Raw genomic sequence first — 15,951 nt, 5'->3', positions numbered from 1 at the left:
GCTCCGTTACCATATAGGCTGTTGTTGCTGTTTTTTGATCATGGCATTTATCTGTGCTTCGTAGCAGGTTTCTCCTTCATCCAGTAAACCCGGCAACAGATCGCCAAAAGCATTTACTTCCAGCACTACTGTTTTTCGCAGGTCGGCCGTAAGCAGGATGTCGATGCCCATGTACAGCGATTTTGGGAAACAGGCAGCGGCCTGTTCCGCCAGGTGTTTTATTTCCTGTAATTTATTATTTCCAATGATGGCGTTGAATTCGTTTAGATCGCCCCGGCGGTTACCGAGGTGTAAATTGGTTAAGATGGTAGCGCTTGTTCTGATAACCGTGTGGCGCGCCTTACCAGCGATCACCAGTACCCGCACATCGAAGAAGCGATCGTGCAGGGTTGCTTTGGGCAGCCACTCTTCGGCAAATACATTCTCCGCAACCATTCTATTCACCAGCGTGGCAATGTCTGCTTCATTCGTATAGGTCAGTACCTTCAGGGAATTGAACAATTGAACGCCCTTGCCAGTCGTAACCATTTCTGCGGCGGTAACGGCCTGCACCCGGTGGCCTGCTTTGCGAAAGGCGATGACACCTGAGGCCGAAGAAGCATGGGCGGGTTTTATAAATACCTTATGTATGTTTCGCTGTTGCATGTACAATACCAGCTCCTCGTAATGGGTGAAGGCAGGTAATCTTTGCGGCACTGGTATGCCCTGTTGTTCCAGTAATTCCTGGCAAACAGGTTTATTGAACTGCAGCTGAATATCTGCCGGATCATTCATCACCTGTAATTCCGGCTGTTCCTGCAGCAGCAGTTGCATTTCCTGCAGCCAGTTACAATAGCCGGCATACCACGCGGGCATGTCTTTTATTTCACCGTGTTCAGCCGGTGTTGTAGTGGCATAAGGAATGTCTTTGCCTTTGGCCACTAACAGCGTTCGCGCCAACTCATCTTCACCGGGAGAATCAATTTTTATAATACTCCCTGCCGGAATGGATGGACGCTTTTTGCGGTTCAACCAATATTTGTATGGGATAACCAGGGCATCCTTATGCCCGAGCTGCGTGAGGGTATCGCAAAATGCGGTGACCCTTCTGTTCTCCGGATTGCCAATGATGGTAAATTGCATGCACGCTTATTCGGCTACTTCAACAAAGCGGTAGTCTTCATCGTCCTCGGTCTGCTTTTCGTCCAGATTAACAGACATGTTCAATGCCTTTAACTGGGCCATCATGTCTTCAGACATAAAATGATAACGCAGGTTCAGGTGTTGCAGGTTACGGATAACCGCACTGTCGCGCAACGCTTCACCGCCTTTATCGGTTAATACACCTTTGGAAAGGTCCAGTACCTGCAATTGGTTTACAACAGGCGCCTGGGCAGCCGCTATAGCGATGTCGTCCTGGATCTCACTATCCATGAGACCGAGGTGCGTTAATTTGGGGAATTGTTTGCCTGATAAGATAGGCGCAAAATCTTCGACTTTGGAAGCGAAACCGTAGTTCCCGGAACCCAGCCACAGTTCCAGCTTTTGCAGGTTGGGCAAACGGGCTGCATTCACCTCCTGGATTACATTTGGTGGCATGCCGCCGGTTTCTATAATGAGTGTATGGAGGTTATCGTGTTGCAGATCGCTGAATGATAACCCATCTCCGCCTCTGATCTGTAAATGCTCCAGTTCCGGATAGGCTTTTAAGATGGGGGTAATATCGGTCTGGTTGATCCAGGAAATTTCGCATTCCTCATACGTCATTTCACCGATGAACAAGGCTTTCAGGTTTTTCAGATCGTGTTTGAGGGAAACCAGTTTATCAATTACTTCAAAACTCGATTCAGACACTTCGTTGTCGAACTGGCCTATGATCAGTTCTGTTATCTTACCTGCCTGTGGGTCGCGTACCAGTGCTTCCAGCAGGTCGCTGATGGTTACGCCTTCATCGTCATAATGTACCTGCAGTCTGTAAACGTATTTCTCCGGGTCAATCACTGATGCGGGCTGAAAATCCTGTACAGGTTTATTAACAAAGGTTTGTAAATGTGCACCAACCATAAGGATATGTTTTTGTAAAAATAAGCGTTTTGGTGATTGACCCGAGGTATACGTTATTGTGAAATGACATTAATTTTTGATGAACAAATTAAATCTTCTCTGCTTTATATCCTGCCTGTTGCAGTTTTTGGATCACTTCATTTTCTTTTGCGGTATCATTGGTATTAACTGTTAAGATCTTATTGGGGTCCTGTGTGTCGACCTGCCAATTGTTTTCGCCTACGGCTTCATTTAAATAAGGCGTTACGGTGGCCACGCAGCCGCTGCATTTAATGGTTGTTTTGAATTTTACTGTTTCCATACTGTTGAATTTAAATTTTAGTTGTTTTTAATCTTAAACTATTGGTCACTACCGAAACGGAACTTAATGCCATGGCAGCACCGGCGATCATGGGGTTTAACAGGAACCCGTTGAACGCATACAAAACACCGGCGGCCAATGGAATTCCAATCAGGTTGTAAATAAATGCCCAGAACAGGTTTTGCCTGATGGTGCGTACCGTTTTGCGCGAAAGCAACAAGGCTTTGGGAATCGATTGCAGATCGGACGTGATGAGCGTCATGGTGGCTACGTCCATGGCAATATCCGATCCCCTGCCCATGGCAATGCTTACATCAGCCTGGGCCAATGCCTGCGAGTCGTTGATGCCATCACCCACCATCGCCACTACCCTGTTTTGCGCCTGCAGTTTTTTTACGAAAGCTGCTTTATCAGCCGGCACCATACCGGCAGAGAAATTCCTGATACCGGCTTCGGCGGCAATGGCCGCGGCGGTTTGTTCATTGTCGCCTGTAAGCATGTATACTTCTATTCCCCTCGCCTGTAATTGCTGTATCGCGTTGGCCGAGGTAGCTTTTATTTTATCGGCAATGGCAATGATGGCCAGCACCTGCTGCGCATCGGCAAAATAAATTACCGTATTGGCCCGTTGTTGTAACAGGGCCGCCTGCTGCAGCAATGTTTCATTTACGTTTATCCGGTATTCATCGATCAGCTGTTTATTACCTACATAATACCGGTTCAACCCAACCATACCGGTAACACCCCGCGCAGTAATGCTTTCAAAATTATTGACAGCGCCCGCCTGCCCCCCCTGTTGTTTCAATGCATGGAGCACTGCTTCGGCCAGGGGGTGTTCTGATTGCACTTCCAGGCTGTACAGAATTTGTTGTAAGGCCGGATCGTTTTCTTTGCCGGTCAGCCAGTTCATTTGGGCCACTACCGGTTTTCCTTCGGTGATGGTACCGGTTTTATCGAGAATAACGGCATCTACTTTATAAGCCAGCTCCAGGCTTTCTGCATCTTTAATGAGGATATTATTTTCTGCCCCTTTACCAATACCTACCATAATGGCGGTGGGCGTAGCAAGCCCTAATGCACAGGGACAGGCAATAACCAGCACCGTAACCGAAGTTAACAGGGCGTGGGTGAAGGCATTGTCACCGCCGGCAATCATCCAAACGATGAAAGTGAGTACAGCAATACCTATGACCACCGGCACAAAGATGCCGGCAATTTTATCTACCAGCTTTTGCACCGGCGCTTTACTGCCCTGCGCTTCCTGAACCATTTTTATAATATGGGCCAGCATGGTGTCGTTCCCCACTTTCTGTGCGGTGAACTGAAAGCTGCCTTTCTGATTTACTGTACCCGCAAACACTTTACTGTCTTTTTCTTTCTGCACCGGTAATGGTTCACCGGTGATCATACTTTCATCAACAAAAGAGGAACCGCTGGTTACCACACCATCAACAGGGATCTTTTCACCTGGACGAACAAGGATGTTATGTCCGGGCAATACATTGGCAACAGGCAGCTCCTGTTCTTTACCTCCTACCAATACGCGCACTGTTTTAGGTTGCAGGCCCATCAGTTTTTTAATAGCCGATGAAGTATTGTGTTTGGCTCTTTCTTCCAGTAATTTACCCAGTGAAATAAAGGCAATGATCACGGAAGCAGCTTCGTAATACACATGCGGGTGAACACCCCGTGCATGCCAGAAGCCTGGCGCCAACGTATTAAAAGCACTGAACAAAAAAGCAATCCCGGTACTTAGGGCTACCAGGGTATCCATATTGGCTTTGCCATGCCGGGCCTGCTTAAAGGCATTGATAAAAAATGAACGGCCAAACCAGCCAATAACCGGCAGCGTTAGTGCCATAGAGATATAATTACCATAGGGCATATTCATAAAGAACATGCCAATGATCACCACAGGCAGTGATAATACCGAAGCCCAAATGGTGCGTTGCTTTAATTCGTTGTAATGGTCCAGCTGCGCGGCTTCCTGTATTTGCTGACTGTTGGCCTCATCGATAACGAGGTCGTAGCCAATGGAGCGGACTGTTTGTTGGAGTGTGGCCGGGGTAGCAATGGCCGGGTCGTATTGTACCCAGGCGTTTTGATTGGCGAAATTCACTCCGGCATCTGATACCCCGGCTGCCGATTTCAGCATCGATTCAACGCTTACTGCACAGGCAGCACAGGTCATTTCCAGAACGGGAAAGGTTTTCCTTACCGTTTTTATTATTGTCGATCTGTCTTTTTCAATGGTACTCATGGGGACTCGTTTGCACAAAGGTCCCACTATGTAGTTAGTGCATTGTTATAACATTTGGCGCGGGAGTTATATAATTTGGAGGGCAGTAGGCAGTAGGCAGTGGGCAGTAGGAAATACAGTTTTAAGTTGAAAGTTTTAAGTTGAGAACCAAACCCAAAGCTGTATTTGCTTGCAGCATAAAGCCGGTGTATTAATTACAGGTTCCAGGTTGCAGCTGTATTTCCTATTTCCTATTGCCCATTGCCTGCCTATTGCCCGTTGCCCATTGCCTTTTTCCTACTGCCTACTGCCTACTGCCTTTACACCTTATCCAACGGCTTCCTGAACTTATCCTTCAGTTCCCTAAACTGCGACGGAGTAAGTCCCGTTTCCTTCTTAAACTGCTGGGAAAGGTGTTGGACGCTGCTGTATTCCATTTGATCGGCGATTTCGCTCAGGCTTAGTTCGTTATAGGTAAGTAATTCCTTTACGCGTTCGATGCGCTGGCGGATGGCATATTTTTCAATGGTGATGCCTTCGGTAGATGAAAACAAATTGGATAAATAATGATAATCGAGTTGTAGTTTTTCTTCCAACAGGGCCGAAAGTTTTTTATTATTACCTTCCCCGCTCCGGTGAACCAGGGAGATTATGATATTCTTAACTTTCTCTACCAGCTTTTCCTTTTTATCATCGAGCAATTCAAACCCAATGGCGGTTAAACCCTTATTCAGGTTGTCGAGCTGGTCTGGTGCAGGCTCATTTTCCAGCTCCACTTCTCCTAAATTTACTTTATGGTAAGGTATGCCTGCTTTGTTCAGCTGTTCTTTGATAACCAGGATACAGCGGTCGCATACCATATTTTTTATATAGAGTTGCATAGTGCAAAGATACGGCTTCCATTTTTTTCGATAATTTAGGGTACTACAATTGCCTCATATGAATGAAGAAAGACGCATAGCCTTTATAAAAGCGGCCATCTGGCATGGTTCGCTGGAAGAAGCAGAGCAAATGCTGGCTGCCCATCCCGAAATAGCTACCAGTGACATATATACGGCTGCCATTACCGGCAATGTGGACCTTGTGCGCGAGTGGCTGGCGGATAATGCGGCCAATGCCACAGTCGTCTCGGAGCCTTATGGCGGTAATGCACTTACCTATCTGTGTCTTTCCAAATACCTGCGATTGAATAAAGAAAAAGAAGCAGATTTTATAGCAGCTGCTACGGCATTGCTCGATAGCGGCGCCGATCCCAATGCCGGGTTCATGACGAATGGCCCCTACCCTGAGTTTGAAACGCCTTTATATGGAGCAGCTGGTGTAGCCCATCATGCAGCACTTACTAAATTGTTGCTGGAACGTGGCGCTGAACCTAACGACGAAGAAGCGGTGTATCATTCCCCGGAGACCTACGACAACGATGCCATGCAACTGCTGGTAGAAACCGGCAGGCTTACGCGGGAGAACCTGTCGATGATGCTGATACGGAAAATAGACTGGCACGATGAGCGCGGTCTGGAATACCTGCTGGCGCATGGAGCTGATGCCAATGGGGAAAGAAGACGGGGCTGGCACGCCCTGCACCATGCATTAAAACGTGCGAATGGATTGTTATTCTTTGAACTGTTGCTCAAAGCCGGCGCCGATCCGCATTTATCGAGCAATGGCATTACGGCCATCACTATGGCCGGCTGTGAAGGCCGGGGTGATGTATTGTCGTTATTTGCGCAACGCGGTTTTGACATAAAACAGCAGGGTGTATTTCAACTGATAGCAGCCTGTGCCCTAAATGATGGTGAGGCGGTGCAACAACTATCCATGCAATCACCTGCCTGTGTTACGCAACTAAAAGAAATGGGTGGTGAATTACTGGCACGGTTTAGCCTTTGCGGCAATGCAGCCGGTGTACAACACCTGCTGAACCTGGGTATTCCACCCAATGAACCTTACCGCAATGGCGACGGGTATTATGGCATTCCCACCGGAAGCCTGGCCATCCATGTTGCCGCATTTCGCGGTTATCCGGAAGTTGTAAAAACGCTGATCGCGGCAGGTTCGCCCGTCGATGTTCCAGATAAAAACGGTCAAACACCATTAGCACTGGCCATCAAGGCCTGTGTCGATTCTTACTGGACCGCACGGCGCTCTCCCGATTCCGTTAAAGCTTTGTTAGATGCAGGGGCTTCGGTAAAACATATACCTTATCCATGTGGGTATAAGGAAGTGGATGTTTTGATCGAAGAAAGGCAGCGGGCAGAAGGCAGAAATGAATACAGTTGAAAGTTCAAAGTTGAAAGTTGAAAGTTGAAAGTTTAAAGTTTAAAGCTTTTAGACTTTAACCCTGTATTCGCTTACAGCTTAGGGCTTATGCTTATAGCTGTTTTTTTCGTACATTTGCATCCTTCTTCATTTATACAGACTTAATGTAGTAGATAATTTCTTTCAGAATTGACATAGTAACGGTACCCGCAAGCGGGCACTGTTTTATTTGTTTAACTATTGAAGAAAGAAATTATGCTATTTCTGCAGAACCTCTCTTATATACATCCCAACAAAGAATTGTTGTTTGAAGGCATTTACCTGACTGTTAACAGCCGGGACAAAATTGCATTGATCGGTAACAACGGTACCGGTAAATCTACTTTATTAAAGATCATAGCCGGTGAATTGCCCCCGCATGACGGACAGCTTATACCCGATACCGTGCCCTATTATATTCCACAGTTATTCGGACAATTCAACCACCTGACCGTTGCCCAGGCCTTACGCATCGATTGCAAATTGCAGGCACTGAAAGAGATCCTGGCCGGACATGTTACCGAACATTACCTGAACCTGTTGAACGATGACTGGACGATAGAAGAAAGATGCCAGGAAGCTTTACAGTACTGGCAATTGAATGACCTGGATTTGTCTCAACCTATGTCGACACTAAGCGGTGGACAGAAAACAAAAGTATTCCTGGCCGGTATACACATTCATCAGCCGCAGTTGGTGTTGCTGGATGAACCCAGTAATCACCTGGACACTGCCGGCAGGGCCCTGCTGTATGAATTCATAGCCACCACTTCCTGCGCATTGATCGTAGTGAGCCATGACAGAAAACTACTGAACGGTTTATCTGCCATTGCGGAACTAAGTAAACATGGGTTAACGCTCTATGGCGGCAATTACGACTTTTACGCAGCACAAAAAGCAATTGCCAATAATGCCCTGGCACAGGATATTCAAAGCAAGGAAAAAGCATTGCGAAAGGCAAAGGAGAAAGAACGCGAAACCATGGAGCGGCAACAAAAGCTGGATGCCCGCGGCAAACGCAAACAGGAAAAAGCAGGCGTTGCCCGCATTATGATGAACACGCTGCGGAACAGCGCAGAAAACAGCACCGCAAAGATCAAAGGTGCCCATGGCGAAAAGATCAATTGGATATCCGATGAACTACAAGCTCTGCGCAATGACTTGCCCGACATAGACAAAATGCAACTGGGTTTTGATAACACCGCGTTACACGCTGGCAAGATGCTTTTTTCTGCAAGGGACATCAACCATGAATATGGTAAACAACGCCTGTGGCAGGAGAACCTTACGCTGCAAATAAACAGTGGGGAACGGATCGCCATAAAAGGCCTGAATGGTTCGGGCAAAACTACCCTTATCAGAATTATCCTGGGTGAGCTGGAGCCAACTACCGGCACCGTATTCCGTGCAGCCAATAAAAACGTTTACATTGATCAGGACTATTCACTGATCAATAATCAGCAAACTGTGTATGAACAGGCACAGCAATACAATAAAACGGGGTTACAGGAACATGAGATCAAGATCAGGCTGAACCGCTTCCTGTTCACGAAAGATGATTGGGACAAAGTAGGGAACACATTAAGTGGCGGCGAACGCATGCGGTTACTTTTGTGCTGTTTAACCATTGGCAATCAGGCACCCGATATTATCGTGTTGGATGAACCGACCAATAATCTGGATATTCAAAATATTGAGATATTGACTGTTGCCATCAATTCATATAAAGGAACTTTGTTAACTGTTTCGCATGATGAGCATTTTCCGGAGCAGGTAAATGTAAAAAGGACAATTAACGTTTAACCGCTTATTGTATCAATAAGAGTTGCTAAATGAAGGCTAAACAGATTTCAAAAAATCTTGATCTGGATCACTTTTGAAAAAAATCTCATTTAATCAATTGTAACAAAAACATTTAAAGAAGAAACACTTCTTATAATTTTCTATTAACTTCAAAACAAAGTTTAGAAAACGTTTTCATTTATTTTATTACTTATTATATTTGAATACTCCTGGTGTACAACCAGACAGTCTTAAGATGGCCCCGTTTTGTCCGATATCTTATGAGTCAATGTTCGATGTTCGGTCCCATGAAAAAGCACACACTCTTTTTTAGTGCAAATTATTGAACCCAAAAACCCCATACTCGATGGGGTTTTTCTATTGTATAAAGTGTAAGACCTGTCAGGTGGACTTTAGCTTACTGAATTTTCAGTTGGCAGCCGTCTACCTGACAGGTCTTTGTTTTATGATTATGCTTTCTTCTTACCTAAACCTACTTTGTAATTATCGGGTGTACCGGTAATAGTCAGGTTCATGAAGCGGATGCGTTTATCCTTATCGCGGTATTCGATGGCATCAACCTGGTCGGGATCTACTTCTTCTTTCTTCTTATGGAACAGCATATTGAAACCTACCGAGGTTACCATCTTCAGCGGAATGCGTACATAATAAGCCATCTTCATATCAAGCGACTGGGTGCCGGAGAATTCCAGAAAGCCCAATGAAGAGTTGATATTCATGGTGGGAATATTCAGCGTATTGTCCTTAAACGTAAGCACATTACTCAGGGTGTCGAACCGGATCTTCGACATGTTCTTATCCTTGAAGTAAGCCGCCATGGCGGCCATGGGCCCAAAGTTCACCAGCTCTCCATTGTAAATGTTTACATTCAGTTCTGCCTGTGACTGGTCGAGCATGGGTGTTAAATCAGGATGTACGCGCATATAACCTCTTATTTGACCGGTTACATGTCCTTTCAGGTTTTTATTGATCACATAATCCTGCCCCAGGTAATCGAGCTTTAACAGCATTTTCTCCAGGTCTATATCGTTTACTTTTATGCGGGTCCTTAAATAGATCTTTTCGGGTGTGCTGCCATTGAAATGTGCGCGGGCATCGATCTTACCACCGGCCATTTCCATGTGCAGGGTATCGAGGTACAGGTGGTGGGTCTCCAGCATACGGATGTTGCTTTCCACGTTCTTGATCCACAGGCGGCGATACTTCACTTTGCCGATATTTATAGCGGCATTGAAATTAAGAAAAGGCGTTTCGAAAATATTGAATGCTTTGGCATGTTTTGAAACAGCCACGGTACGAACCGGGGTCGTTGAATGTGCTGCAACAGCTGCGGTATCGGGCATGGCGGAAGGTGTTTCCTCCATGGCCGTAAACTTGTAATTGGTCAGCTGGTCCACATCGAGCATACGCGAGTTGAACTTCAGGTAATTCTCCTTCATCTTGCGCGCGCTGTCATTACCGGTGTACAACCGCATGTTGATATCGAAATCGCTGCGGCCAATTTTACCCGTGAGCGTATCGATCTTTATAAAGTTATCGGTATTGAATTTTACATTGCCTTTGATGCTGTCCAGTTGAATGGCGTGTTTGGTTAACTGGCCCGAGATATTGGCAATTCTTATATTAGCGAATTTGAACACTGAATCGTACCGCAGCTGACTTTTTGAACGCAACCACAGGTTGGTGGCCACTTCATCGTGCCAGTCTTTAGGCACCATTTTTTTGCTTTTGCGGCTCAACAGGTCCCTCACTGCCAGGCGTGATGACTTCAGGTCGAACGCAATTTCGGTGCGGCCTCTTTTCACTTTATCGAACCAGAGGGCATAGTTGTTTACACGGCCGCTGAACTGTACATCTGAACTATCGATGTGGCCGGCAAAATTCTTTAACCGCAGCATGGTATCGGCGATGGTGAGTTCTGCACCAAACTCCTTGAACTCGTGCGGATATCTTTTAAAGTCGGCGTTAAGGTGTTCAATTTTCACTATTCCTCTTGGCAAGGGGTTGGGATGCAGCAGTTCGTTCACTGAAGTTTCCAGTGATACACCGATGTTGAATCCGTAGATCTCTTCTTTTCCTTTATGTGTTTTGGCGGTATCGATGTTCAACAATTCCCGCAGGATCATCTGGTTGCTGTGTGCATGCAATGTAGCCTGAACGGGTTTGGTTTGTGCGTGGAAAATAGCAGGCAGATCGCTCAGCGAGCCGGCTACATGAAAATCAGAATGCCCGATATTGCAAACCAGTGAGTCCAGCGTAACAAAACCGCTTTTCATGTTGGCATGCAGGTTCAGGTGTTCTATATTATAGGGATAATTCGGAACGCGGAAGGTAAGATTTCGAACAGCCAGTTCACTTTGTATACCCTCAGTTAGTTTGCCCATCGATTGCTCGGGGGCGCTCATGTCCATCAGTTCTTTAAAATTCATTTTTAAACTGATCTGACCGGTGATCCGCTGCAGGTCTTTTATACCCAGGAAGGCGCCAATAAATTCCAGCTCGAGATCGGAGTTAAGTTGCATGAGAATTTTGGGATTCTCAAAATCGCGCATGATGAAATTTCCGTCAAACACGCCGGTACCTGGTTTGGCGTGCATACCCAGTAAACGCAGTTCCGATGTTTTCAGGGTGTGGGCATCGCCATTGGTATAATAGCCTTTAAAGGCCAGTGAATCGAGTCTCTTATTGGTTTCAGAATTGTGCAGCCACGCATCAGAGCAGCCGAAATTCAGGTCTATACGGGGCATTTGTCCATTGGCCAGACTGCCTTTCACCGTTCCATCGAAGTTTACGTGCCCGTCGTATTTAAACCGTTTTATTTCTTTGGCGGCCGATTCGGGTACAAAGGCAAACAGCTGCTGCAGGTCGGGCCTGTCGCCGGCAAATTTGATATCGATGGCATTGTTGTTTTTCTGCAGGCTATAGGAACCAGCCACATTGAACACCGCCGCTTCCAATTTCAGCTTCCCGGTATCGATGGTGATCAATTCGTTGGTTTTGCCATAGGTGACCTTGAAGTTCGTTTCAACGTGTTTATTGCGGAACAGCGTCGGGTAAGCGGGACTGGTATAATCGATGACGAACTTGCCATCGAGCCCGGCTTTTATCTTCAGACTGTCATTCTGGATCGACGAGGTTATCTTTTCAATCGTTGAAACGATGGTTTGATCGTTTTGTTTGTCGATGAAAGAGATTGTCATGCCCTTCAGTACGATCCTTTTGATATCGAGCTTCAGGGGCGACTCGGCGGTATCAGCAGTGGTGGTGGTATCGGGGGCCATGCGACTGGCTTCCACAATGTTCAGCTGGCCGTTCTTTTCTTCAACCAGGTCGAGGTGGCCATTTCTGGTACCAATCACTTTCACTCTATAATTCTGATTCAGGATGTCTGACAGGCTGAAACCGGCAAATACACGCTCTGCGGCAAACAAGGGTTTGTCGCTGGTGCGTTTGGTGGCATAAAAGCGCACATCGCTTAACCGGATGGAGATATAGGGCCAATTATCTAAAAAGGAAATCTCACTTTTTTCAATGGAGATGGTTCCGGGCAGTTTTTTATTGAGCTCTTTTAAGGCCATTTTCACCAGCCTGGTTTGCTGGGTGGTCAGCATAATGAATGCTGTTCCGAACAACAGTACTATTACCAGGATCGGTATTAACAAAAACCGAATGAGCCTTTTACGCGTCTTGCTTTTCATGGACGAATTGGTTTGGGGTTCTAATTGCGGTCAAGCAAAGCCGGTGCAAAAATAACTCTTGATTGCTTAAAAAAATACAAAGCTTCACAGAGAACTACGAGTTTCTCCGTAAAGGTGTGTTGTTAACGAATTATTAAGGGAAAAAGTATGTGGCCGGGCCGGTCATTTCCGCTACAACATATACCAATTCGGCAACATGTCTGCCACAATGGCCTTCTACTTTTGGGGTATTAATTCAAACAGCAAGGAATATGAGAACGATCTTCATTACCGGCGCGTCTGCCGGGTTGGGCAAGGCCACGGCAAAATTATTTCAATCGAAAGGCTGGCAGGTGATTGCCACCATGCGTTATCCCGAAAAGGAAACCGAACTGACCCGGTTAAAAAATGTAATGATCCTGAAACTGGATGTTACCGATGCCGCACAAATAGATAATACGGTTCAACAGGTACTGTCACAGTATCCGGTTGATGTAGTGTTGAATAATGCCGGCTATGGCCTGATTGGACCGCTGGAAGCATTCAGTGATGCGCAGATCACCCGGCAGATTGACACCAACCTGTTGGGTGTTATCAGGGTGACGAAAGCCTTCACACCCTATTTCCGCAATAAAGGGGACGGTGTTTTTATTACCATCTCATCCATGTTTGGGTTGGTGGGTTATCCCACCTGTGCGTTGTATTCAGCCACCAAATGGGCATTGGAGGGATTCTGTGAATGCATGGCCTATGATTTGGCTACCTTTGGCGTACGGGTAAAGACCATTGCACCGGGTGGCATTCAAACTGATTTTGCCGGCCGCTCGCTGGATGGCGCCCAGCATGACGCGTACCTGCCGTTGATGGCAAAAGTGAGTGAAGGGTATAGTGAGGAAAAAATAAACAGTTATTCAACCCCGCAACAAATTGCTGACGTAATTTATGAAGCAGCTACCGATAACAAAGATCAATTGCGATACCTGGCAGGACCGGATGCAGCAGCCTTGTATAATGAGAGGCTGGAACTGGGCCCCGAAACACATTACCAAAAAACAAGGCAGTGGGCTATATAAACCCACCCCCCCGCCGGGATGCCTTAAAACAAGCATTAACAATTGAAAAAAGAGTCGCCTTATATCTTTAATTCAATTTCAGAATTGCACAGGGCTTTGGGTTTACCTAAGCCCCTGCACCCGTTGATAAGTCTGGTCGATTATAAAGATATTGTTGCAGATACCAGTGCCATCTCGAAAGGGATGGTGCTTAACTTTTATAAGATCTCCTTTAAAACAAATTTCAAAGGGAAGATCAAATATGGACAACGGTACTATGACTTTGATGAAGGCGGCCTGTCGTTTATTTCGCCGAACCAGGTAATTGGCGAAACCAGCGAGGAAGCTGATTACAGCGGATACACCCTGTTGATCCATCCCGATTTTATCAGAAACCATTCATTGGGTCAGCAAATAAAAAACTACGGCTTCTTTACGTATGCGACCAATGAAGCCCTCTACCCTTCTGCCAAAGAAAAGGAAATCATCATCGGCGTATTCAGGAATATTGAATACGAACTGAACCAGCACATCGATCATTTTAGTCAGGATGTGCTGATCGCGCATATTGAAGTGCTGCTCAATTACAGCAAACGGTTTTATAACCGCCAGTTTGTAACCCGCAGTCAGGCAAATACCGATCAGTTGACACAATTCGAGGAACTGCTGAACGATTATTTCAACGACGCCACGGCATTAATGACCGGCTTACCATCCGTGACCTTCTTTGCCGAACAACTGCATTGCTCACCCAGATATTTAAGCGACATGCTGCGCTCCTTAACCGGACAAAATACCCAACAGCATATACATGCGCGGCTGATTGAAAAAGCAAAGGAATTACTCAGCACCACCAATCTGTCGATCGGTGAAATAGCATATCAACTGGGGTTTGAACATTCCCAATCGTTCAACAAGCTGTTCAAACAAAAAACAGACTCCTCCCCTGTTGAATTCAGGAAATCGTTTAATTAATAGCTATTTTTGAACCATGATAGATCTATCTCATGCTGAGAACCAAATTCAAAGTGTCACGAATTTTCACGACCTTGTTACTACCCCGTTTCAAGGAGCAATCAATGCGATTTGCTGGACTCGTAAACTAACAGGTGACTTTTCCGAGATCGTTAAAAAGGTAGCGTTAAGCGGAAATATAACGACCATTGAACAAGAGGAACTTCATGCACTTCAGCTGAGTGAACAAGGGCAACTTGCCCGTGACATTCTTTTACATGACCTGGAACTATTGCAAGCGCATGGCGCCTCGCCCATTCTGAATGTGATCAAATATTATGACCGGGATGAAACCTACCCGTTTTTTCCAACTGATGTTTATTCATTTCATGTAGACCGCTCTCCTATACCGGTCGATACATTTTTATGCACTTACCATGGTGACTCCAGTGAAATATTGCCCAATTCACAAGGCATACAAAAAGTACTTATTCCTGAGCTACGTGATGAACTCAGAAAACTATATCATGGACCAGATGAAGGTTTCGAATCATTCTTAAGTGAGCATTTCTTCGACCTGCACTATCAGGCTAAACCCGGTGCACATCCAATAAACTTAGGCCTTGGTCATCTTTGGAGACTGGCGACAGATCATCCTGAAAGTCAGGTTCCGCCCTGTCTTCACCGTGCACCAAAGGAAAAATCGGGACAGAACAGGCTGTTGCTGATCTGTTGAAGCCATCAATATCAGTTTGTTAATGAAATTTTTAATTAACATGGGTGATTGGAATACACTGCACATTTTTAATGACCGTTATTTTTTCGAGCATCTTGTTCCTGATTTCAAAGGAGATGGAACCATATTTAAAAATTATTGGGATTCCCCGTTAGGTAAGAGCATTTTATGGGGGCATGATAATGGCGAAGCCCGTACGCAGCATATGATTGAACTCTGCCGCCAGTTACAACCTGATTTTAAGGTCCATGAAAAGTATTATGAGATCTTAAACAGGAAAAAAAAGCCAACAGAAACGTATGAGGATTTCAGGTTAAAACAGCACCAGGATGAAGATCTATTCCTGCAAATGAATACTACTGCGATCGAAGACCTGAACATACTATTACAGGCGATCATTTTTTCAGAATGTGCTGCTTTTAACCCCCATTTGATTTTGGGCCGCCGGATATTCACTGGTAATATTGAAGCTAAAGACGGGTCAATTGCGGATGAGGTCATCTCACAAGTTATGTACCAAAAATATGGAAGTCTTTATTATTGTTACACTGGCGGGGTGATGAACTGGATAACCTATGAAGAATTGCAATTGATGTGGCTTGATAAAGAAAATTTGCGGGTAGCAGCGGATGGTGCCGAACAGTACCTGCACGAATTTTTAGCATTCGCTGAATTGGCGCTACAGCATACATGTGGCTTTATTTCTGTAACAAATGTAAGGGAAGAGCAACTCAATGCTATTGAAAACCCGCGACTAAAAATCAATCTCGACACTAAAGAAAAAGGTTACAAATATGTGATCAATTATCCTTGCTGAAATAAAAAAGCCCTGAAACGCCTTTTCATTT

The 15,951-nt window shown here is 45.6% G+C and carries 12 protein-coding genes; 6 read left to right on the top strand and 6 right to left on the bottom strand.

Translation table 11 applies throughout. The features are described 5' to 3' along the window. Positions 1–6: 6 nt before the first annotated feature. The 5 genes from BMX95_RS19105 to BMX95_RS19085 all read right to left on the bottom strand — a co-directional run bounded on the left by BMX95_RS19105 (position 7) and on the right by BMX95_RS19085 (position 5,464). On the bottom strand, positions 7–1,122 hold the full coding sequence (locus tag BMX95_RS19105; protein ID WP_081204067.1) for an STM4014 family protein: 1,116 nt from the start codon (positions 1,120–1,122) through the stop codon (positions 7–9). Between the two features lie 6 nt (positions 1,123–1,128). Beyond that, positions 1,129–2,043, bottom strand: coding sequence for an STM4015 family protein (locus BMX95_RS19100; RefSeq protein ID WP_081204069.1), 915 nt, complete (start codon positions 2,041–2,043; stop codon positions 1,129–1,131). Between the two features lie 88 nt (positions 2,044–2,131). Next, the gene (locus tag BMX95_RS19095; RefSeq protein ID WP_081204071.1) at positions 2,132–2,344 is read right to left on the bottom strand and encodes a heavy-metal-associated domain-containing protein; all 213 of its coding nucleotides are present in this window, start codon (positions 2,342–2,344) and stop codon (positions 2,132–2,134) included. A 10-nt stretch (positions 2,345–2,354) separates the two neighbouring features. Next, positions 2,355–4,604, bottom strand: coding sequence for a heavy metal translocating P-type ATPase (locus tag BMX95_RS19090; RefSeq protein WP_081204073.1), 2,250 nt, complete (start codon positions 4,602–4,604; stop codon positions 2,355–2,357). A gap of 299 nt (positions 4,605–4,903) precedes the next feature. Beyond that, positions 4,904–5,464, bottom strand: coding sequence for a helix-turn-helix domain-containing protein (locus BMX95_RS19085; RefSeq protein ID WP_081204075.1), 561 nt, complete (start codon positions 5,462–5,464; stop codon positions 4,904–4,906). Positions 5,465–5,522: 58 nt separating this feature from the next. Between BMX95_RS19085 and BMX95_RS19080 the strand changes: the two genes are divergently transcribed. Further along, entirely contained in the window at positions 5,523–6,863 is a 1,341-nt protein-coding gene (locus tag BMX95_RS19080; RefSeq protein ID WP_081204077.1) for an ankyrin repeat domain-containing protein, read from the top strand. Positions 6,864–7,082: 219 nt separating this feature from the next. Then, positions 7,083–8,684 (top strand): ABC-F family ATP-binding cassette domain-containing protein, encoded by a 1,602-nt coding sequence (locus BMX95_RS19075; protein ID WP_242673250.1) that lies wholly within the window; start codon positions 7,083–7,085, stop codon positions 8,682–8,684. 449 nt (positions 8,685–9,133) lie between these two features. Here the strand turns inward: BMX95_RS19075 and BMX95_RS19070 are convergent, their stop codons facing one another. After that, a complete protein-coding gene (locus BMX95_RS19070) occupies positions 9,134–12,382 on the bottom strand; it encodes an AsmA family protein (protein ID WP_081204081.1) in 3,249 nt (1,082 codons plus the stop codon). A gap of 251 nt (positions 12,383–12,633) precedes the next feature. Here BMX95_RS19070 and BMX95_RS19065 point away from each other — a divergent pair, with 251 nt between their 5' ends. From BMX95_RS19065 to BMX95_RS19050, 4 genes are read left to right on the top strand one after another with little or no spacing between them, the layout of a single operon-like run. Further along, on the top strand, positions 12,634–13,434 hold the full coding sequence (locus tag BMX95_RS19065; RefSeq protein ID WP_081204083.1) for an SDR family oxidoreductase: 801 nt from the start codon (positions 12,634–12,636) through the stop codon (positions 13,432–13,434). A gap of 42 nt (positions 13,435–13,476) precedes the next feature. Further along, a complete protein-coding gene (locus BMX95_RS19060) occupies positions 13,477–14,388 on the top strand; it encodes a helix-turn-helix domain-containing protein (RefSeq protein WP_081204085.1) in 912 nt (303 codons plus the stop codon). A 16-nt stretch (positions 14,389–14,404) separates the two neighbouring features. Next, complete coding sequence (locus tag BMX95_RS19055; RefSeq protein WP_081204087.1) at positions 14,405–15,103, top strand: DUF1826 domain-containing protein; 699 nt, start codon at positions 14,405–14,407, stop codon at positions 15,101–15,103. A 22-nt stretch (positions 15,104–15,125) separates the two neighbouring features. After that, on the top strand, positions 15,126–15,920 hold the full coding sequence (locus tag BMX95_RS19050) for a hypothetical protein (protein WP_081204089.1): 795 nt from the start codon (positions 15,126–15,128) through the stop codon (positions 15,918–15,920). Positions 15,921–15,951 lie beyond the last annotated feature (31 nt).

The organism is Niastella yeongjuensis (assembly GCF_900110245.1).
GTDB lineage: Bacteria > Bacteroidota > Bacteroidia > Chitinophagales > Chitinophagaceae > Niastella > Niastella yeongjuensis.
Note: the sequence above shows the minus strand (reverse complement) of the source record. Positions and strands in the feature narration are given on the sequence as shown.

What these genes read in the sequence shown, in the direction of transcription:
- BMX95_RS19105 (WP_081204067.1), bottom strand. Translation starts at nt 1,122, where the DNA reads ATGCAATTTACCATCATTGGCAATCCGGAGAACAGAAGGGTCACCGCA.
- BMX95_RS19100 (WP_081204069.1), bottom strand. Translation starts at nt 2,043, where the DNA reads ATGGTTGGTGCACATTTACAAACCTTTGTTAATAAACCTGTACAGGAT.
- BMX95_RS19095 (WP_081204071.1), bottom strand. Translation starts at nt 2,344, where the DNA reads ATGGAAACAGTAAAATTCAAAACAACCATTAAATGCAGCGGCTGCGTG.
- BMX95_RS19090 (WP_081204073.1), bottom strand. Translation starts at nt 4,604, where the DNA reads ATGAGTACCATTGAAAAAGACAGATCGACAATAATAAAAACGGTAAGG.
- BMX95_RS19085 (WP_081204075.1), bottom strand. Translation starts at nt 5,464, where the DNA reads ATGCAACTCTATATAAAAAATATGGTATGCGACCGCTGTATCCTGGTT.
- BMX95_RS19080 (WP_081204077.1), top strand. Translation starts at nt 5,523, where the DNA reads ATGAATGAAGAAAGACGCATAGCCTTTATAAAAGCGGCCATCTGGCAT.
- BMX95_RS19070 (WP_081204081.1), bottom strand. Translation starts at nt 12,382, where the DNA reads ATGAAAAGCAAGACGCGTAAAAGGCTCATTCGGTTTTTGTTAATACCG.
- BMX95_RS19065 (WP_081204083.1), top strand. Translation starts at nt 12,634, where the DNA reads ATGAGAACGATCTTCATTACCGGCGCGTCTGCCGGGTTGGGCAAGGCC.
- BMX95_RS19055 (WP_081204087.1), top strand. Translation starts at nt 14,405, where the DNA reads ATGATAGATCTATCTCATGCTGAGAACCAAATTCAAAGTGTCACGAAT.
- BMX95_RS19050 (WP_081204089.1), top strand. Translation starts at nt 15,126, where the DNA reads ATGAAATTTTTAATTAACATGGGTGATTGGAATACACTGCACATTTTT.